This window comes from Streptomyces sp. NPDC002911 (genome assembly GCF_053591835.1).
In genome coordinates this window covers 26,231-44,066 of record NZ_JBSFUO010000001.1, presented here as the reverse complement: position 1 = coordinate 44,066, position 17,836 = coordinate 26,231, and the positions used below count along the sequence as shown (strand labels likewise).

The following is a 17,836-nucleotide window of genomic DNA, read 5'->3' as shown; positions in this document are numbered from 1 at the left end:
TCGGAAGCCCCTGCTGCCACGTGGCGTCAAGCCGGTGTCAGGCGTGGCGCATAAGCTGGTTGGATGACGAGGCCGCCCCGTGTGCCCGGGAGTGGCGCCACAGCACCGTGCGGCATGCGGGAACAGCGGATCGATGAGGGGCGGGACCCAGGGTGAGTGCGTCAGGCGCCGCGGCGGCCGGGCAGGTCGAGCAGATGCTTCGCCAAGTGACCCCCGGGCGGCTCGACACGTACGAGGCGCTGCTGCGATCGCTGACGGACGGCCCGGTCTGGATGCTGCTCTGGCACGGCACGGCGGGCTCCCCCGATGCCCAGTACGGCAACATGGAGATCGAGGGCATGGGCTACGCCCCGTGCGTGACCTCCGCCCAGGAGCTCTCCGCCAGCGGCTGGAACAGGGCCCACGAGGTGACCACCGGCCGCGACATCGCCCGCGCCCTCTTCCCTGACCGCTGGGGCATCTGGCTCAACCCGCACGCCCCCGGCGGCGGCGTCGGCATCCCCTGGCTGGACCTGCGCCGCATCGCCACAGGCCTCGACCGGATGCCCGCGGGGCCGCTGCGGCTCTCCGAACCCGCCATCGAGATCCCGCAGTTCTACGCCCTGCTGACGCAGAACGCCCACCGCACCCCCGCTGTCCGCGCACTGCGCCGCGCCTGGGTACAGCCGGCGCTCGGCGCCCCGTACCTCGCGATCGGGCTCGACCTCTACGACACCGGCCGACCGTCCGTCGACGCGGTCCGCGTGATGATGCAGCAGTCGGTCGGCGTGGTTCCCGACGGGCTGCCCGTCTCCACGGTCTCGCTGTCCGACGAGTACGATCCGGTCGCGATGTGGCTCAACGCCAACTCCAGGCCGTTCTACGACCGAGAGGCGCATGCCCCGGCGCCTGCCGCGCCGGGTTACGGCTATCCCCCGGCACCGTTCCTCTAAACCCGTTCTGGTTTCGAACAAGTTAACAAACGCGGGGAGGATGTCCTGTATCTGCACGGTTTGTTGGGTGTCCGGGTCTCAGGTAGGTATCACCGCTATGCGGACTGTTCTCCACGCAGCTTCACGAATGTAGTGTTCCAGCGACTCATTACCTCTCCACACACTGCTGACCTGGGGTGGACCCACCATGCGAATAAACACGTCCCGAACCGTTCGGGCGATCACGGCGGCTGTTGCTGTCGGTCTGATCGCCACGGGCTGCTCCAGCGAGCGGGACAACGATGCCAAGGACGGGGCGAAGGACACCTTCGTCTTCGCCGGTGCAGGAGACCCCGGGTCCCTGGACCCGGCGCTCGCCAGCGACGGTGAGACCTTCCGGGTCACGCGCCAGGCGTTCGAAGCCCTCCTCGAGCACGAGTCCGGCGGCAGCAAGATCGTCGGCGGTCTGGCCGAGACGTGGGACAGCAACGACGCCGGCACGGTGTGGACGTTCAACCTCCGCAAGAACGTGAAGTTCCACGACGGTGAGGCGTTCAACGCCGAAGCGGTCTGCGCGAACTACGACCACTGGTTCAACTGGGCGGGCACCTACCAGTCCAGCGCGGTCTCGTACTACTGGCAGTCCATCATGGGCGGCTTCGCCAAGAACGAGGACGCCGAGGCGCCGAAGGCGAACTACAAGTCCTGCACCGCGAAGGACGCCAACACGGCCGTCATCGAGGTCAACGAGCCCTCGGCCAACCTGCCCGGCGGCTTCTCCCTCCAGGCCCTGGCGATCCACTCGCCGAAGGCCATCAAGGAGTACGAGAAGCAGGACGCGACCGCCAAGGGCGACGCGATCACGTACCCCAAGTACAGCCAGGAAGCCGGCACGGTCGCCGGTACCGGCCCGTACAAGATCACCAAGTGGAACAAGAGCAACAAGGAAGTCAGCCTCGAGCGCTTCGACGGCTACTGGGGTGACAAGGCCAAGGTGAAGAACCTGGTCTTCCGCACGATCGACACCGAAGAGGGCCGCCGTCAGGCGCTGCAGGCCGGTGACATCGACGGATACGACCTGGTCGCACCCGCGGACATCAAGACGCTGGAGAGCGCCGGCTACGAGGTCCCGACCCGTGACGTCTTCAACATCTTCTACGTGGGTATGACCCAGTCGAAGAACAAGGCGCTGCAGAAGCCCGAGGTCCGTCAGGCCATCGCGCACGCCATCGACCGCGAGAACATCGTCAAGACCCAGCTGCCCGAGGGCGGCAAGGTCGCCACGCAGTTCATGCCCGACACGATCGCCGGTTACTCGGACAAGGTGAAGCAGTACGCCTTCGACACCGACAAGGCGAAGCAGCTCCTCAAGAAGGCCGGCGAGAGCAAGCTCTCGCTCGAGTTCTGCTACCCGACCGAGGTCACCCGCCCGTACATGCCCGGCCCGCAGGACATGTTCGAGCTGATGAAGGCCGACCTGGAGAAGGCCGGCATCACGGTCGTCCCGAAGGCCATGAAGTGGGCCCCGGACTACCTGGACGCCACCGAGGCCGGCTCCTGCGCTCTGCACATGTTCGGCTGGACCGGTGACTTCAACGACGGCTACAACTTCATCGGCACCTGGTTCGCAGCCGCTGACAAGCAGTGGGGCTTCAAGGACGCCAAGGTCTTCGACTCGGTGAACGCCGCGTCGAAGGAGACCGACCCCGCCGCCCGCATCGCGGCCTACAAGAAGGCCAACGAGACAATCATGGAGTACCTGCCGGGTCTCCCGATCTCGTCCTCGCCGCCCGCCATCGCGTTCGCCAAGAACGTCAACCCTCCGAAGGTCTCCCCGCTGACGCAGGAGAACTTCGCCGAGGTTTCCTTCAAGTAACCGCACATCAGTGGGTTTCGCCCGGCCACAGCTTCCCGGTGGCCGGGCGGGCCCACTTCTCGACACGTGAGAAAGGGGCACGCGGGGTGCTGCGACTCGTCGTACGAAGACTGCTACAGCTCATACCCACCCTGCTCGGCCTGTCGGTTCTGCTCTTCCTGTGGCTGAACCGTCTGCCCGGCGGACCCGCCTCAGCGATCCTGGGCGAGCGGGCGACCGAAGCCGAAGTGGCGCGCATCAACCGGGCGTTGGGGCTCGACGAACCTGTCTACGTTCAGTACTGGCGCTTCCTCAAGCGCATCTTCGAACTGGACCTCGGTACTTCCACCCAGACCGGTCAGCCGGTGTGGGACGAATTCGTGCTGCGCTTCCCGGCCACCGTGGAACTCAGCATCGCCGCGATCGTCATCGCGGTCCTGATCGGGATTCCGCTGGGCTACCTCGCCGCCCGCCACCGCGGTGGCTGGCTCGACGTGGCCTCGGTGTCCGGATCACTGATCGGCATCTGCATCCCGGTGTTCTTCCTCGCGCTGATGCTCAAGGGCATTTTTGCCGTGGAGCTGGGTATGTTCCCGAGTTATGGCAGGCTCTCCACCGGTCTCGACGCCACCGAGATCACCGGCTTCGCCACCCTGGACGGCCTGCTGACCGGCGAGCTCGACGCGACATGGGACGCGATCATGCACCTGGTGCTGCCCGCGATCGCCCTCGCGTCCATTCCGCTCGCCGTGATCGTGCGGATGACCAGGGCCAGCGTCCTGGAAGTCCTCGGTGAGGACTACATCCGTACCGCCGAGTCCAAGGGCCTGGAGAAGCGGGTCGTACGCGGCCGTCACGTGCTGCGCAACGCGCTGCTTCCCGTGGTCACCGCGGTCGGTCTGCTGACCGGAAGCCTGCTGTCGGGTGCGGTGCTGACCGAGTCGGTCTTCTCGTTCGGAGGTATCGGCTCCTTCATCCGTACCTCGATCGATGCCCGTGACTACCCGGTGCTGGTCGGGTTCATCCTCTTCATCGCGATGGTGTACGTCCTCATCAACCTGCTGGTCGACCTCGCGTACAGCATCATCGACCCGAGAGTGCGGGTGCACTGACGTGACGACCTTGACCAAGAGGGCCGACAAGATCGACCGGCTCGCCGAGCTGACCCAGCAGACCGAGGCGACCTCCGGCGCGAGCCTGTGGCGCGTGGCGCTGCGGCGGCTCAGGAACAGCAAGATGGCCATCATCGGCGCCGTCGTCATCGGCGCGTTCGTGGTGATGGCGATCGTGGGGCCGTGGGTCGCTCCGTACAGCCCCACCGCCCAGACCTGGCGTGGCGAAGTCTTCACCAACCAGGGCAAGTTCGTCGGCATGCGGGGTGAGAACTGGTTCGGGCTCGACCACCTGGGCCGCGACCTGTTCTCCCGCATGCTCGTCGGGGCGCGCCAGACCCTGCTCGTGGGCGTGGTCTCGATGCTCATCGGCCTGGTCATCGGCGCCGTCGTCGGTGTGCTGTCTGGTGCCGCCGCGACTCTCGGCGGCAAGGCCGGGCAGCGGATCGACACCGTGATCATGCGTATCACCGACCTCATGCTGTCGCTGCCTTCGCTGCTGCTCGCGGTCTCCGTCGCGGCGGTCATGGGCCAGTCCCTGACCACCGTGATGATCGCGGTCGGTGTCGTCCAGATCCCCGTCTTCGCCCGTCTGCTCCGTGGCTCGATGCTCGCCCAGGGCGGAGCGGACTACGTCCTGGCGGCCAAGGCGCTCGGCATCCGGAAGAAGCGGATCGTCCTCACGCAGATCCTGCCCAACTCACTGAGCCCGGTGATCGTCCAGGCGACGCTCAGCCTGGCCACCGCGATCATCGAAGCCGCGGCCCTGTCCTACCTCGGCCTCGGAAACCCGGACCCGGCGATCCCCGAATGGGGCGTCATGCTCTCCCAGGCGCAGCGGTTCTTCGACAACGAGCCGATGATGGCCGCCTACCCGGCCGTCGGGATCATCATCACCGCCCTGGGCTTCACCCTGCTCGGCGAGGCCATGCGCGAAGCCCTCGACCCGAAGCTGCGAGGCTGATCTCCCATGGCACTGCTCAATGTCGACCAACTCAGCGTCACCTTCGGCGGACGCGGCAGCAAGGACTCCGTCGCGGTCGACGGCGTCTCCTTCACCGTCGACCAGGGCCAGGTCGTCGGCCTGGTGGGAGAGTCGGGCTGCGGCAAGTCCGTGACCTCGCTCGCCCTCATGGGCCTGCTGCCCGAGAAGGGCGTGAAGGTCGGCGGACGCGTGGAGTTCGACGGCCAGGACCTGCTGACCATCAGCCGGCGCAAGCTCCGCGACATGCGCGGCAGCCAGCTCGCGATGATCTTCCAGGACCCGCTGTCCTCGCTGAACCCGGTGATCCCCATCGGTGTCCAGGTGACCGAGATCCTCCAGCGCCACCGCGGCCTGAAGGGGGAGGCCGCCCGCAAGGAGGCCGCCCACCTCCTGGACCGGGTCGGCATTCCCGACCCGCGCCGGCGGCTGAAGGAGTACCCGCACCAGCTGTCCGGCGGTATGCGGCAGCGTGCGCTCATCGCCATGGCGGTGGCCTGCGCACCCCGGCTGCTCATCGCCGACGAGCCGACCACCGCGCTCGACGTGACCATCCAGGCCCAGATCCTGGAACTCCTCAAGGAACTGGTCGATCAGGAGGGCACCGCCCTGCTGATGATCACCCATGACCTCGGGGTCGTCGCCGGTATCTGCGACGAGGTCAACGTGCTGTACGCGGGACGGGCGGTGGAGTCCGCGGACCGGCGTGAGCTGTTCGCCGCACCCACACACCCGTACGCGCACGGACTGCTCGGATCCATCCCGCGTCTGGACGCACCGCGCGGGGAACCGCTCCGCCCGATCCGCGGGTCGATCAACGACAAGATCGCCTGGGCCGACGGCTGCGCCTTCGCGCCCCGCTGCGACTTCTACACGATGGAGTGCCTCACGGGCACTCCCGAACTGACCGAACCACGCACGGCCGGACACCAGGTGCGCTGTGTCAACCCGGTCCTGCCCAAGGCGGAGGTTTCGGCATGAGCCTGCTCGAACTCGACGATGTGAAGGTCCACTTCCCCGTCAAGAAGGGTGTCTTCTTCGACCGTACGGTCGGACACGTGTACGCCGTGGACGGCATCTCGCTGAGCGTCGAGGCCGGACAGACGTACGGACTCGTGGGCGAGTCGGGCTGCGGCAAGACGACGCTGGGCCGGGCCGTGCTGCGGCTGGTGGACATCACCTCCGGTGAGGTCGTCTTCGACGGCACCGACCTGGCCAAGCTGCCTGACGAGGAGATGCGCCGGTTCCGTCGCCGGCTCCAGATGGTCTTCCAGGACCCGCTCGGCAGCCTCAACCCGCGGCAGAACATCGAGTCGATCCTCTCCGAGGGCATGGCGGCCCACGGGATCGGCACCGACCGGGCGGACCGCCGGGAGAAGATCAAGGCGATCCTCGCCAAGGTCGGACTGCCCGCGAACTCGCTGTCCCGCTACCCGCACGAGTTCTCCGGCGGGCAGCGCCAGCGCATCGGCATCGCCCGTGCCCTGGTGCTCGAACCGGATGTCATCATCTGCGACGAGCCGGTGTCGGCGCTCGACGTGTCGATCCAGGCGCAGGTCATCAACCTGCTGGAGGAGCTGCAGGAGTCACTCGGGCTCACGTATCTCGTCATTGCCCATGACCTCGCCGTCGTCCGGCACATCTCCGACGTCATCGGGGTCATGTACCTGGGCTCCCTCGTGGAGGAGGCGCCCAGCGACGCGCTGTACGCCGCGCCGAGGCACCCCTACACCCGGGCGCTCATGTCCGCGGTGCCGGTGCCCGACCCGGAGGTCGAGGACCGGCGGGAGCGGATCCTGCTCCAGGGCGACCTGCCCTCGCCGGCCGATCCGCCGGCCGGCTGCCGGTTCCACACCCGCTGCCCGTGGGTGCAGGACAAGTGCGCGGTCGAACGCCCGGTTCTCACGGACCTGGGTGGCGGGCACAAGGTGGCCTGCCACTTCGCGGCCGGGATCGAGGACGGGACGATCGGCCTGACCCGGGCCACGGGTATCGAGGCGGTCACAGGGACGGACACGACCGAGGACGTGCCCGCGGACGCGGCGGAGACCGCGCCCGCCGAAGAGCCGGTCGCCGAGGAGCCGGTTGCCGGTAAGGCGCCCGCGGGGAAGGTGCCCGCGCAGAAGGAATCCGCCGAGCCGGTAGACGCCGAGCCGGTCGCGGAGAAGCCTGAGGAGAAGTCCGCGGATCCGGAGAACGAGTCCGGGGGTGCGGCCCCGCCCGAGGACGAGGCGGCGGTCACGGGGGACGCTCCGGGCGAGGTGGCCGTCACGGCCGACGCTCCGGACACGGCCGGTACCGCGGCCGGGCCGGGTACCGAAGAGAAGACCGGTACCGCCTGACGGCCCCTGGTGACATCGTGGGCACCGGACGTTGTAGAACTGTCCGGTGCTCAACGAACTCTTCACCCCCTCCGTCCAGCATGCGCTCGACATCGTCGGCATCTTCGCCTTCGCGATCTCGGGCGCTCTGCTCGCCGTACGCAAGAACTTCGATGTCTTCGGCATCGCGGTTCTCGCCGAGGTGACAGCGCTGGGCGGAGGGATTTTCCGTGATGTGATCATCGGGGCCGTCCCCCCGGCGGCCTTCACGGATCTCGGTTACTTCACCACCCCGCTGCTCGCCGCCGGGCTGGTCTTCTTCCTGCACCCGCACGTGGAGCGGATCCAGGTCGGCGTCAACGTCTTCGACGCGGCGGGGCTGGGGCTCTTCTGCGTATCCGGCACGATCAAGGCGTACGAGTACGGCCTCGGCCTCACCTCCTCCGCTGCCCTCGGGCTGGCCACCGCGGTCGGCGGCGGTGTGCTGCGTGACGTCCTGGCCAACGAGGTGCCCTCGCTGCTGCGCTGGGACCGCGACCTGTACGCCGTGCCCGCGATCGTCGGCGCCGGCATGGTCGTCCTCTGCATCCGTTTCGAGACCCTCAACGCCTACACCAGCGGTGCCGCCGCGGCCACCGCGTTCGTCCTGCGGCTGATGGCCATGCGTTTCCACTGGAGGGCCCCGCGCGCCTACAACAGGCGTTCGGCCACGGCGGAGGAAGCGCCGGCCGTCATCTGAACGGCAATGAAGACTACTGCTCAGTAATGCGATCGGTGTACCGTGCATGCCATGGCACAGGCAGCAGCACAGGAGTCGCGCGCAGTGCAGGCGACCATCGGTGACAGCGAGTTCGACCGCGACACCGCCGTCACGCTCCGGCAGGAAGGCGTCTACGACGCGGAGCTCTCCGAAGGCTGGACGATCATCCGCGCGGTCAACGGTGGCTATCTGCTGGCCATGCTCGGCCGAGCACTCGGCGAGGCCCTCCCGCACTCCGACCCCTTCTCGGTCTCCGCGCACTACCTCACGGCCTCCGTCCCCGGCCCCGCCGTGATCCGTACCCAGGTCGTCCGCACCGGCCGCACGCTCTCCACCGGTGAGGCCTCGCTCTTCCAGTTCGCGGAGGACGGCACGGAGATCGAACGCATCCGGGTGCTGGCCACCTACGGCGACCTGGACGACCTGACCGACGAGGTCCGTACGTCCGTCGAGCCGCCGGCCCTCCCGCCCCTCGAGCAGTGCCTCGGAACGGGCGACGGGACGGCGCCGATCCCCGGAAGCTCCGCCATCACCGAGCGGCTGGACGTCAAGCTCGACCCGGCGACGCTCGGCTGGGCCGTCGGCGCTCCGTCGGGCAAGGGGGAGGTACGGGGCTGGTTCGCGCTCGGGGACGGCCGCGACGCGGACCCGCTCTCGCTGCTGCTCACCGTGGACGCCATGCCCCCGACCGCCTTCGAGCTGGGGCTGAAGGGCTGGACGCCCACCATCGAGCTCACCACACACATCCGCTGCCGCCCGGCCCCCGGTCCGCTGCGTGTCTCCATCACCACCCGCAACCTCGCGGGCGGCTACCTGGAGGAGGACGCGGACGTCTGGGACAGTGCCGGCCGTCTCGTCGCACAGTCCCGCCAGCTGGCCCGGGCGCCCCGAGGCTGAGCCCCACCAGGACGGCCGCCGGTTACGGGGTCGTACGCAGGAAACGGTTGAGGGTCGCGGTGAGCACGGCAGGGTGCCCTCCTGGGCGAGATGTCCGGCCCCTTCGATCAGTCGTGGCTCGGAGTCCGCAATGGAGACCCGCACCGGCGTAGGTCCGGTGCGGAGTTCTCTCGCTCATGACGCCGAACCTGCGGCCGCACTGTCCAGCCAGTGGGCCTGGCCCAGCGTGACCAGTCGCAGCCGCCGCCGGGCCACCCGGACGACCTCCTGCTCGCCTTCCGGTCCGGTGTCCAGCAGCGCCGACGCGGTCAGCACCATGTGATCGACGTACAGCCCGCCCAGCATCAGCAGGTCCTCCCGGCCCCAGCCCGCCGATCCGGGCTCCTGGCCGAGGATGTGGGCGACCTCCTCGGCGAAGCCGCGTAGCTGGGCGGCGATGGCCTCGCGTACCTGTCTGACACCGCCGTGCTGTTCACGGGCGATGAAGCGGAAATGCGCCGGCTGTTCCGCGACATGACGGGCTATCAGTCCGACGCTGCGGTCGAGCCGTTCCTCGCTGTCCCCGGTGTCGGCGAGGATCGCGCCGATCATGCCGTGCAGGCTCTCCAGGGTCTCGTCGACGAGAGCGACGCCCAGTGCCGCCGTGCTGTCGAAGTGGCGATAGAAGGCGGTCGGGGTCACGCCCACGGCCCGTGTCACCTCACGCAGGCCCAGGCTGCTCAGGCTCTGGTGCTCCAGCAGCTCCAGAGCCGCGTCGAGCAACGCCTGACGTGTCTTCAGCTTCTGGGTCCGGCGGATGCCGGTGGTGTGACTCATGCCATCCAGTAAACAACCGTTCTCCGAGTCCAGGAAGGGGTACAAGGTCCTAGACTCGAAGTCAGTTAACAGTCGTACTCTCAAACCTCGCAGAAAGGCCGGACATGCTGGTCCTCGTCGCCGCCCTGCTCCTGCTGGGGGTCGTCCTCGGAGCGGTCGCACATCTCCCTCTCCCCGTGGCCCTGACCGCCGCGGCCGTGATCGGTCTCTGGCTGGCGGTCTTCGGTATCCGTGAACGCCTCGCCCGCCGCACCCGCTGACGAAGGAGCCGCACCATGACACTCACCACCGCACGCACCGCCGACACGGCCCGCACGGCTCGGCGCGGCGGCCGTTCCGCCGGCATTCCGTCCGCCGAGGTCCGTCCGGCCACCCGTGAAGCAGACGGGCTCGCCGTCGCCTCGTTCGTGCTCGGGCTGCTCGGCCTCCTGGTGATGAACATCCTGCTCGGGCCGGTCGCCATCGTCATGGCGGTCGTCGCCCTCGCCCGCTCCACCGCCCGCCGCGGCCGTGCCCTGCTCGGCCTGACCCTCGGCGTCGCCGACCTGGTCGTCCTCGCGGTCCTGGTCACGGGCAACGGCACCGTCTCGTGGAGCCTGACCGGCTGACGCCCCGCCTGTGGCCCTGCCGGCCGACGCCGACGTGGCGTTCTATGCGCGAACCGATCGCCAGATCTGCTCGGGCAGGAGACGCGCGGCCTCGTCGAGGTCGACGTCGTCGATGCCCGACAGTGACCTGCGGGCGACGGCGACGACGGGGCCCAGGACCAGGGACTCGATCAGCGGCGGGGGGAGCGGGGCGAGTTCCCCGGAGTCGATGCCGAGCCGAATCCAGAGGGCCACTTCGGAGACCCTGGCCTCCTGGGCGTCGCGGAACTCCCTCCCCCGTGCCATGCCCTTGCGATCGGCGAGGGGGGAGTGCAGGAGCAGGGCGGGGCCCGGGTGCTCCTGGACGAAGGCCAGGTAGGCGCGCACGGCGGCGGCGATGCCCGCAGGCGCGGTGCCGGCCTCCCGCAGGGCCTTGGTCAGCTCACCCAGCAGCCGGTCCAGCCAGCGGTGGCTGAGGGCGCCGATGAGGCCGTCGAGGCTGCCGAAGTGGTGGTAGAGGCTGCCCAGGCTGACGCCGCTGGTCCGGATGACGGCGTTCACCGTGAGGCCCTGTTCGCCGGACTCGGCGAACACGCGCAGTGCGGCGTCGAGGAGCAGACCGGAAGTGACTTCGCCGCGGTGCTGCTTGGGGCTCATCGAGTGGCCGTCCCTGTGGTTCGTGAAGCGGGGCTCTTCCGCGGTGAATTTCTAGAGTGACTTTCTAGAAGATGCTTCCTCTTTCAGTATCCACTGGTCAGACTTCGCCTAGAAGCAATTGCGTGTCACGGGGAGACGGTGTGGGCGTGTTAGACCTGGCGGGCAGCGGGGCCAAGCCGCTCGAAGCGGACGATCCGCGGCAGATCGGCGGAATCCCGCTCGCGGGCCGGCTCGGCGCCGGCGGGATGGGCCGTGTGTACCTCGGTGTCCACGAGGAGCGGTACGTCGCCGTCAAGCAGGTACTGCCATCGATCGCGGGGGAGGACCAGGACTTCGTCCGCCGCTTCGGGCACGAGCTGGACAACCTGTCCCAGCTGCCGGCGGAGGCCACCGCACCTCTGCTCGCCAGCGACCGCGACGCACGGCCCCCGTGGCTGGCGACGGCGTACGTTCCCGGGGTCACGCTGAGCAAGGCCTTCGAGCTGAACGGGGGCCCGCTGGACGCAGGCACCCTGTGGCTGCTCCTGCGTGAGGCGGCGGCGGGGCTGGTTCCGGTGCACGAACTGGGCATGGTGCACCGGGACCTCAAGCCGTCCAACGTGATGCTGACGGCCGAGGGTGCCACGGTCATCGACTTCGGTGTGGCCCGCGCCGCCGAACAGAGTCAGCTGACCAGGAGCGGCATGGTGGTCGGCACCCCGGCCTACATGGCCCCCGAACAAGCCACGACGCAGCGGGATCTGACCGGCGCCGCCGATGTGTTCGCGCTGGGGTCGGTCCTCGCGTACGCGGCCGGCGGCAGGCCGCCCTTCGGCGAGGAGTCCGGCCCGGCGGTTCTGTACCGCATCGTGCACGAGGAGCCCGACCTGGAAGCGGTGCGGGAGCTGGACCCCGGCCTCGCCGATGTCGTCGCGGCCTGTCTCGCCAAGGACCCCGAGTCCCGTCCCACGGCCGCCGAGCTGGTGAGGCAAGCGGAGGAACACGGGCCGTTCGCGGCTCCCCTCTGGCCGCAGTCCATCAGCGGAGACCTCGCGGAGAAGGCCGCTTTCGCAGCGCACGTCCAGGAGATCGAGCTGCCGGAGCCCGAGTCGGTGGAGACGCTGCGCCTCGGCGGGAAGGCCCGCCCGAAGCCCCGTGAGCGCCGCAGGCGGACTCGCGTCTTCTTCGCTGTGATCCCCGTCATCGTGACGGTGGGCGGAGCGACACTCGCCGTCCAGCTCCTGCCCTACACCTTCGGGCCGGACGACCGAGTGGCCGCCGGCCCGTCCGTCACTGCCACAGCCCCGGCGGATCCCACGGCCTCCGCCTCGGGCGCGAGCCCGTCCGGCTCGGCGTCACCGGGCAAGTCGCCGACGGGCAAGATGAAGGACGAGGACGCCAAAGGGGGAGGCGAGGCGACGGACGGGGCTTCCTCTCCCGCGCAGGGAGCGGGCGACGCGGGGGGCGGGGCCCAGGACGACGGCTCCGGTGGGGCGAGCGCCTCCGGCGGTTCCAGTGCGTCGAGTGGGTCCGATACCTCAGGCGCTACCGGTGCCTCCGGACCCGGGGGAACCACCACGCCCTCAGGGACCCACCGCTATCGCAACGGCGGGAACGGCGAATGTCTGGTCGCCCCCTTCAACGGCTACCCGAGCACCGGCAACTGCGACGGGTCGGGTGCCGTCTGGGGTGTCCGGGCCGTGTCCGGCGGGTCCTTCCAGCTCGTCCATGAGTCGGGCAGGTCGTGCCTCAGCGCGGGGGCCGGAGGGGTCCTGCTGCTCTCGTGCAACGAGGACGCGTCACGCCGCTGGCGCACGGGGTCGGGAGGCAGCCTCGTCAGCGTCGGCACCGGGGACTGCCTCGGAGCGGGCGCCAGGGGCCTCATGGTGAGCCGCTGCTCAGGAGAGGCGTCCCAGCGCTGGACGGCCTTCTGACTACGGCGGGACGAGGACCCTTCCCGTGTGCCACGGGCCTCGTCCGCCCCGGACCGGAAGCGGACAGGACTGTCGGCCGGTGCCCGTCCGGGCCCTCCCGAGGGCCCGGACCGGTCTCTCCCGGGCTTCCGCGAGCCGGGGCCCGAGGCGCCGGACACCGCCCTCGGCACGCGCCGCGCCACAGGCTCGTAGAATCGTCTCCACCATGGCTTACCTCGACCACGCCGCGACCACTCCGATGCTTCCGGAGGCGATCGCGGCGATGACCACGCAGCTCGCCGTCACCGGCAACGCGTCCTCCCTGCACGCTGCCGGGCGCCGGGCCCGCCGTACCGTCGAGGAGTCCAGAGAGACCCTCGCCGACGCACTCGGCGCACGCCCCAGCGAGGTGGTCCTGACCTCCGGCGGCACCGAGGCCGACAACCTCGCAGTGAAGGGCCTCTACTGGGCCCGCCGCGACGCCGACCCCCGGCGCACCCGGGTCCTCGCGAGCCCTGTGGAGCACCACGCCGTCCTCGACGCGGTGGACTGGCTCGCCGAGCACGAGGGCGCCACCGTCGAATACCTACCGGTCGACGCGTACGGACGCGTGCACCCGGACGCACTGCGAGAAGCTCTTGCCCGCGATCCCGACGACATCGCGCTGGTCACCGTGATGTGGGCCAACAACGAGATCGGCACGATCATGCCGATACGTGAGCTCGCCGAGGTGGCGGGCGAGTTCGGTGTTCCCGTGCACGCCGACGCGGTGCAGGCGTTCGGGCAGCTGGAGGTCGGCTTCGCCGCTTCCGGGCTGGCCGCCATGACCGTCAGCGCGCACAAGATCGGCGGTCCGTTCGGCATCGGAGCGCTGCTGCTCGGCCGCGACCAGACCCCCGTACCCGTCCTGCACGGCGGCGGCCAGGAGCGGCATGTGCGCTCCGGCACCCTCGACGTACCCGCCGTGGCCGCGTTCGCCGTGGCCGGACGGCACGCCGCCGACGGACGTGAGAACTTCGCCCGCGAGATCGGCGCACTCCGTGACGAGCTGGCCGAGGCCGTGCTGGAGGCCGTACCCGACGCCCTCCTCGGCGGTGATCCGGCCCCCGGCGGGCGGCTGCCCGCCAACGCCCACTTCACCTTCCCCGGGTGCGAGGGCGACTCCCTCCTGCTGCTGCTCGACGCCCAGGGCATCGCATGCTCCACCGGGTCGGCGTGCACCGCCGGCATCGCCCAGCCCAGCCATGTGCTCCTGGCCACCGGCACCGACCCCGCGCTGGCGCGGGGCACGCTGCGCTTCTCGCTCGGTCACACCTCCACCCGGCAGGACGTGGAGAAGGTCGCCCGGGCCATCGGCCCCGCCGTCGACCGGGCCAGGACGGCAGGACTCAGCTAGCTTGTGCGTCCTCGGCTCCCGCCTTGGACGCGGCGCGCACCAGTTCCATGTAGCGGGGCCAGTCCCAGTGCGGGCCGGGATCGGTGTGGTCCGTGCCGGGCACCTCGACGTGCCCGATGATGTGCTCGCGGTCCACCGGGATCTTGTACCGCTCGCATATCTCCGCGGTCAGCCGCGCCGACGACTCGTACATCTCCGTGGTCAAGTCCTGCGGGCGGTCGACGAAGCCCTCGTGCTCGATACCGATGCTGCGCTCGTTGAACGAGCGGTTGCCCGCGTGGTACGCCACGTCGAGCTCCCGGATCATCTGGGTCACCCGGCCGTTCTGCCCGACGATGTAATGCGTCGCCGCCTGGTGCGCCGGGTCCTGGAACACGCGGACCGCGCTGGCGAAGCTGCCCTGGGTGACATGCATGATCACCCGGTCCACGCGGTAGTCGTCAGGGCGGTCGGCGCGCCGCAGGTTTGCCTCGGAGGCCGCGACCCAGCTCGCCGGGGCGTAGTCCAGCTCGCCCGCCTTGCGGGGCTTCTCCACACCCGGTACCCGCCACCAGACGCGCTGGATGTCCTCCGCGGCCAGGGCGGCCGTGCCCGCCGCGGCGACCGCGCCGCCGATCAGCAGCGTGCGCCGACTGATGCCGTGACCTGGCTTTTTTCTCCGCGATCCGGCACTCCCGTTGTTCCCCATGTGCTGCTCAACGCTTATCCGCGAGCATTCGGTTCCCGGAGCCCCGTACTCTGGTGAAGCTATGACTCAGACCTCCCAGCGCCCCCTCCGTGTGCTCGCCGCCATGTCGGGCGGAGTCGACTCCGCCGTCGCGGCGGCCCGAGCCGCCGAGGCAGGCCACGACGTGACCGGTGTGCACCTCGCCCTCTCCGCGAACCCGCAGTCCTTCCGTACGGGCGCGCGCGGCTGTTGCACCATCGAGGACTCCAGGGACGCCCGCCGCGCGGCGGACGTCATCGGCATCCCGTTCTACGTCTGGGACCTGGCGGAACGCTTCCGCGAGGACGTCGTGGACGACTTCGTCGCGGAGTACGAGGCCGGGCGCACCCCCAACCCCTGCCTGCGCTGCAACGAGAAGATCAAGTTCGCCGCGCTGCTCGACAAGGCGCTGGCCCTCGGCTTCGACGCCGTCTGCACCGGTCACTACGCCACCGTCGTCCTCGCCGAGGACGGCAGCCGGGAGCTGCACCGCGCCTCGGACATGGCCAAGGACCAGAGCTACGTCCTCGGTGTCCTGGACGAGAAGCAGCTCGCCCACGCGATGTTCCCGCTCGGTGACACCCTCACCACCAAGGACGAGATCCGTGCCGAGGCCGAGCGCCGGGGCCTGGCGGTCGCCAAGAAGCCCGACAGCCACGACATCTGCTTCATCGCCGACGGCGACACCCAGGGTTTCCTGGCCGGCCGCCTCGGTGGCCCGGCGGAGGGCGACATCCTCGACGAGGCGGGCACGAAGGTCGGCACGCACGAGGGCGCCTTCGGCTTCACCATCGGCCAGCGCAAGGGCCTGCGCATCGGCCACCCCGCCCCCGACGGCAAGCCGCGCTACGTCCTGGACATCTCCCCGGTGAACAACACGGTGACGGTCGGCCCGGCCGAGGCCCTGGACGTCACCGCCCTCACGGCCATCAGGCCCCGCTGGTGCGGCACGGCCCCGTCCGGTTCCGGCACGTACACCGCCCAGCTCCGCGCCCACGGCGGCGAGACCGAGGTGACGGCGGGGCTGGTGGACGGCACCCTGTCCGTCATCTTCACCGAGCCGGTCCGAGGTGTGGCGCCCGGCCAGGCGGTGGTGCTCTACGACGGCACCCGTGTCGTCGGCTCGGCCACGATCGCCACGACGGTGCGCAAGGAGAAGGCGGCGGCGGCCGGCTGACGCCGGGGCTGGCACGGCCGGTGCCGCCGTCATAGGCTGCGCATGCGGATCGTCCGCATGCGGTGTACGTACGACGGGGCCAGCCTCCCCGTCCTGTCGGGAGGCCGAGGGTGCTACTGCGTTTCCGGGTGGCCAATCACCGCTCGATCCGCGACGAGTGCGAGCTGTCGCTGATCGGCTCGGAACCCGGCGTGAGCGGTGGCCGCCCGACCGGACTCCGCCACGCGGAGCAAGAGGTTTCGGCGCTGCCGGTGCTGGGCGTCTTCGGCGCCAACGCTGCGGGCAAGAGCAACATGCTCAGCGCCCTGCGGGACATGCGAGCCGCCGTCCGTACCTCGTTCGCCGACTGGGCTAAGACACCCGGGGTCCCCCGGAAGCCGTTCAAGCTTGCCCCCGCTTACGCGGAGGAGACCAGCCTCTACGAGGTGGACCTCACTCTGGGACGCAGCCGCACGCGGTTCACGTACGGTTTCGAGCTCTCGGACGAGCGTGTCGAGGCCGAGTGGCTGCACGCCTACCCGCAGGGCAGACGCGAGATCTGGTTCGACCGGGAGGCAGGGCGCCCCGAAAGCGAAGGCGGGGAGTTCGTCTTCGAGGGCGAGGGCTTCAAGGGCCGCCGTGCGGACCTGGTGGCGCTCACCCGCCCGGATGCGCTGTTCCTGTCCACCGCCGCCACACTGAACGACCCGCAGCTTTCCGCGCTGCACCGATGGTTCCTGGACAACCTGTGGCTCGTGACACCCGGCGCGGACGTCGAGCACCGGACCAGGTGGACGCAGGAGCTCATCGAGCGGGGCGCGGACGAGGGGTACCGCGAGCGCGTCATGAACCTGCTGGCTGTCGCCGACCTCGGTGTCACCGGCATGGACATCGACCAGGAGTCCGGTGCCGTCAGGCTCAGGCACCGCACAGCGGACGGTAACGAGACCCCGCTGGACTTCCTCACCGAGGAGTCGTTCGGCACGCACGCCTGGTTCGCCTTCCTGGGACCGATGCTCACGGTGCTCGACAAGGGGGCGGTGCTGCTCGTGGACGAGCTGGACTCCAGCCTGCACCCGACGCTGGCGGCAGAGGTCGTACGGATCTTCCAGGACCCGATGGCCAACCCGCGGAACGCACAGCTGATCTTCACGACGCACGACGCCACCCTGTTGGGCAGCGAGGTGCTGGACCGGCCGCTCGGCCGGGACCAGGTCTGGATCGCGGCCAAGGACCGGTCGGGCGCGACAGAGCTCTATCCGCTGACCGCCGCCCATCCGAAGGACGGCGAGAACCTGGAGCGCGGCTATCTGCGCGGCCGGTACGGCGGTGTGCCCCGAGTCAGCGCGGGGGAGATCGCCCGCGAACTGTCCTGGCAGGAGGAGAAGGCGACAGCGTGAGTACGGCGTCACGCGTTGGGCTGCCCGTACCCTCGGTCGAGGCCTTTGACCTCGGACCCCGATGGGGAGCCCTGGGGCAGGACGGCGGCATCATGGTGCACTGGGCGGTGCTGCAGCTTCCTCCGCCCCTGGTGGATCTCGTCCTGGTCCACGAACTCTGCCACCTGCGTGCCGCCGGTCACGGCGCGGCCTTCCGGCGGGAGGTACGGCTCGTGCTGCCGGACGCCGACGCGCGCGAGGAGCTGTTCGCGGAGGCTGAGCCGAAACTGTGGCGTGGAGCGGTGCGGTGACGTCCGCCCCGGAAGAGTGCGCTTACGGGTTTGGAGCGGGAGGCGGAACCGGACCGTCCTCCGTACGGGTGTGAGCGCGGTGCGACAACCGTCTCGGT

The 17,836-nt window shown here is 69.7% G+C and carries 18 protein-coding genes; 15 read left to right on the top strand and 3 right to left on the bottom strand.

All coding sequences use genetic code 11. The features are described from left to right. The first annotated feature begins 152 nt into the window (after nt 1-152). From ACWD04_RS00200 to ACWD04_RS00165, 8 genes are all read left to right on the top strand, one after another. The gene (locus tag ACWD04_RS00200; RefSeq protein ID WP_451126468.1) at nt 153-932 is read left to right on the top strand and encodes an enhanced serine sensitivity protein SseB C-terminal domain-containing protein; all 780 of its coding nucleotides are present in this window, start codon (nt 153-155) and stop codon (nt 930-932) included. A gap of 187 nt (nt 933-1,119) precedes the next feature. Next, entirely contained in the window at nt 1,120-2,787 is a 1,668-nt protein-coding gene (locus tag ACWD04_RS00195) for an ABC transporter substrate-binding protein (protein ID WP_451126466.1), read from the top strand. A gap of 86 nt (nt 2,788-2,873) precedes the next feature. Then, nucleotides 2,874-3,878: an ABC transporter permease gene (locus tag ACWD04_RS00190; protein WP_451126464.1), complete on the top strand. Its 1,005-nt coding sequence runs from the start codon at nt 2,874-2,876 to the stop codon at nt 3,876-3,878. 1 nt (nt 3,879) lies between these two features. Continuing rightward, the gene (locus ACWD04_RS00185; RefSeq protein ID WP_451126462.1) at nt 3,880-4,842 is read left to right on the top strand and encodes an ABC transporter permease; all 963 of its coding nucleotides are present in this window, start codon (nt 3,880-3,882) and stop codon (nt 4,840-4,842) included. A 6-nt stretch (nt 4,843-4,848) separates the two neighbouring features. Further along, the gene (locus ACWD04_RS00180; protein ID WP_451126460.1) at nt 4,849-5,841 is read left to right on the top strand and encodes an ABC transporter ATP-binding protein; all 993 of its coding nucleotides are present in this window, start codon (nt 4,849-4,851) and stop codon (nt 5,839-5,841) included. Further along, nucleotides 5,838-7,202, top strand: a complete 1,365-nt coding sequence (locus tag ACWD04_RS00175) for an oligopeptide/dipeptide ABC transporter ATP-binding protein (protein ID WP_451126458.1) — start codon at nt 5,838-5,840, stop codon at nt 7,200-7,202. The genes ACWD04_RS00180 and ACWD04_RS00175 overlap by 4 nt, the downstream gene beginning before the upstream one ends. A gap of 46 nt (nt 7,203-7,248) precedes the next feature. Next, nucleotides 7,249-7,920 (top strand): trimeric intracellular cation channel family protein, encoded by a 672-nt coding sequence (locus ACWD04_RS00170; RefSeq protein WP_451126456.1) that lies wholly within the window; start codon nt 7,249-7,251, stop codon nt 7,918-7,920. A gap of 51 nt (nt 7,921-7,971) precedes the next feature. Further along, nucleotides 7,972-8,838, top strand: coding sequence for a thioesterase family protein (locus ACWD04_RS00165; RefSeq protein ID WP_451126454.1), 867 nt, complete (start codon nt 7,972-7,974; stop codon nt 8,836-8,838). A 174-nt stretch (nt 8,839-9,012) separates the two neighbouring features. Here the strand turns inward: ACWD04_RS00165 and ACWD04_RS00160 are convergent, their stop codons facing one another. Then, a complete protein-coding gene (locus tag ACWD04_RS00160; protein WP_451126452.1) occupies nt 9,013-9,654 on the bottom strand; it encodes a TetR family transcriptional regulator in 642 nt (213 codons plus the stop codon). A 104-nt stretch (nt 9,655-9,758) separates the two neighbouring features. On the opposite strand from ACWD04_RS00160, the gene ACWD04_RS00155 reads away from it, so the two are divergent. Both ACWD04_RS00155 and ACWD04_RS00150 read left to right on the top strand, forming a co-directional pair. After that, entirely contained in the window at nt 9,759-9,914 is a 156-nt protein-coding gene (locus ACWD04_RS00155; RefSeq protein ID WP_451126450.1) for a hypothetical protein, read from the top strand. A gap of 15 nt (nt 9,915-9,929) precedes the next feature. Beyond that, nucleotides 9,930-10,262, top strand: coding sequence for a DUF4190 domain-containing protein (locus tag ACWD04_RS00150; RefSeq protein ID WP_451126448.1), 333 nt, complete (start codon nt 9,930-9,932; stop codon nt 10,260-10,262). Nucleotides 10,263-10,304: 42 nt separating this feature from the next. On the opposite strand, the gene ACWD04_RS00145 is transcribed toward ACWD04_RS00150, so the two are convergent. After that, the gene (locus ACWD04_RS00145) at nt 10,305-10,898 is read right to left on the bottom strand and encodes a TetR/AcrR family transcriptional regulator (RefSeq protein WP_451126446.1); all 594 of its coding nucleotides are present in this window, start codon (nt 10,896-10,898) and stop codon (nt 10,305-10,307) included. Nucleotides 10,899-11,044: 146 nt separating this feature from the next. Here ACWD04_RS00145 and ACWD04_RS00140 point away from each other — a divergent pair, with 146 nt between their 5' ends. Both ACWD04_RS00140 and ACWD04_RS00135 read left to right on the top strand, forming a co-directional pair. Next, the gene (locus ACWD04_RS00140) at nt 11,045-12,811 is read left to right on the top strand and encodes a serine/threonine-protein kinase (RefSeq protein ID WP_451127408.1); all 1,767 of its coding nucleotides are present in this window, start codon (nt 11,045-11,047) and stop codon (nt 12,809-12,811) included. 205 nt (nt 12,812-13,016) lie between these two features. Then, a complete protein-coding gene (locus ACWD04_RS00135; RefSeq protein ID WP_451126444.1) occupies nt 13,017-14,186 on the top strand; it encodes a cysteine desulfurase family protein in 1,170 nt (389 codons plus the stop codon). Here the strand turns inward: ACWD04_RS00135 and ACWD04_RS00130 are convergent. Next, the gene (locus tag ACWD04_RS00130) at nt 14,179-14,874 is read right to left on the bottom strand and encodes an N-acetylmuramoyl-L-alanine amidase (RefSeq protein WP_451126442.1); all 696 of its coding nucleotides are present in this window, start codon (nt 14,872-14,874) and stop codon (nt 14,179-14,181) included. The genes ACWD04_RS00135 and ACWD04_RS00130 overlap by 8 nt on opposite strands. Before the next feature lie 61 nt (nt 14,875-14,935). Here ACWD04_RS00130 and mnmA point away from each other — a divergent pair, with 61 nt between their 5' ends. The 3 genes from mnmA (at nt 14,936) to ACWD04_RS00115 (ending at nt 17,738) form a co-directional block, all read left to right on the top strand. Then, the gene (mnmA, locus tag ACWD04_RS00125) at nt 14,936-16,069 is read left to right on the top strand and encodes a tRNA 2-thiouridine(34) synthase MnmA (RefSeq protein WP_451126440.1); all 1,134 of its coding nucleotides are present in this window, start codon (nt 14,936-14,938) and stop codon (nt 16,067-16,069) included. 110 nt (nt 16,070-16,179) lie between these two features. Continuing rightward, nucleotides 16,180-17,448: an AAA family ATPase gene (locus ACWD04_RS00120; RefSeq protein ID WP_451126438.1), complete on the top strand. Its 1,269-nt coding sequence runs from the start codon at nt 16,180-16,182 to the stop codon at nt 17,446-17,448. Continuing rightward, a complete protein-coding gene (locus tag ACWD04_RS00115) occupies nt 17,445-17,738 on the top strand; it encodes a M48 metallopeptidase family protein (protein WP_451126436.1) in 294 nt (97 codons plus the stop codon). Before ACWD04_RS00120 ends, ACWD04_RS00115 begins: the two co-directional genes overlap by 4 nt. Nucleotides 17,739-17,836: the final 98 nt, after the last annotated feature.

What these genes read in the sequence shown, in the direction of transcription:
- ACWD04_RS00195 (WP_451126466.1), top strand. Translation starts at nt 1,120, where the DNA reads ATGCGAATAAACACGTCCCGAACCGTTCGGGCGATCACGGCGGCTGTT.
- ACWD04_RS00180 (WP_451126460.1), top strand. Translation starts at nt 4,849, where the DNA reads ATGGCACTGCTCAATGTCGACCAACTCAGCGTCACCTTCGGCGGACGC.
- ACWD04_RS00175 (WP_451126458.1), top strand. Translation starts at nt 5,838, where the DNA reads ATGAGCCTGCTCGAACTCGACGATGTGAAGGTCCACTTCCCCGTCAAG.
- ACWD04_RS00165 (WP_451126454.1), top strand. Translation starts at nt 7,972, where the DNA reads ATGGCACAGGCAGCAGCACAGGAGTCGCGCGCAGTGCAGGCGACCATC.
- ACWD04_RS00160 (WP_451126452.1), bottom strand. Translation starts at nt 9,654, where the DNA reads ATGAGTCACACCACCGGCATCCGCCGGACCCAGAAGCTGAAGACACGT.
- ACWD04_RS00155 (WP_451126450.1), top strand. Translation starts at nt 9,759, where the DNA reads ATGCTGGTCCTCGTCGCCGCCCTGCTCCTGCTGGGGGTCGTCCTCGGA.
- ACWD04_RS00150 (WP_451126448.1), top strand. Translation starts at nt 9,930, where the DNA reads ATGACACTCACCACCGCACGCACCGCCGACACGGCCCGCACGGCTCGG.
- ACWD04_RS00145 (WP_451126446.1), bottom strand. Translation starts at nt 10,898, where the DNA reads ATGAGCCCCAAGCAGCACCGCGGCGAAGTCACTTCCGGTCTGCTCCTC.
- ACWD04_RS00135 (WP_451126444.1), top strand. Translation starts at nt 13,017, where the DNA reads ATGGCTTACCTCGACCACGCCGCGACCACTCCGATGCTTCCGGAGGCG.
- ACWD04_RS00130 (WP_451126442.1), bottom strand. Translation starts at nt 14,874, where the DNA reads ATGGGGAACAACGGGAGTGCCGGATCGCGGAGAAAAAAGCCAGGTCAC.
- mnmA (WP_451126440.1), top strand. Translation starts at nt 14,936, where the DNA reads ATGACTCAGACCTCCCAGCGCCCCCTCCGTGTGCTCGCCGCCATGTCG.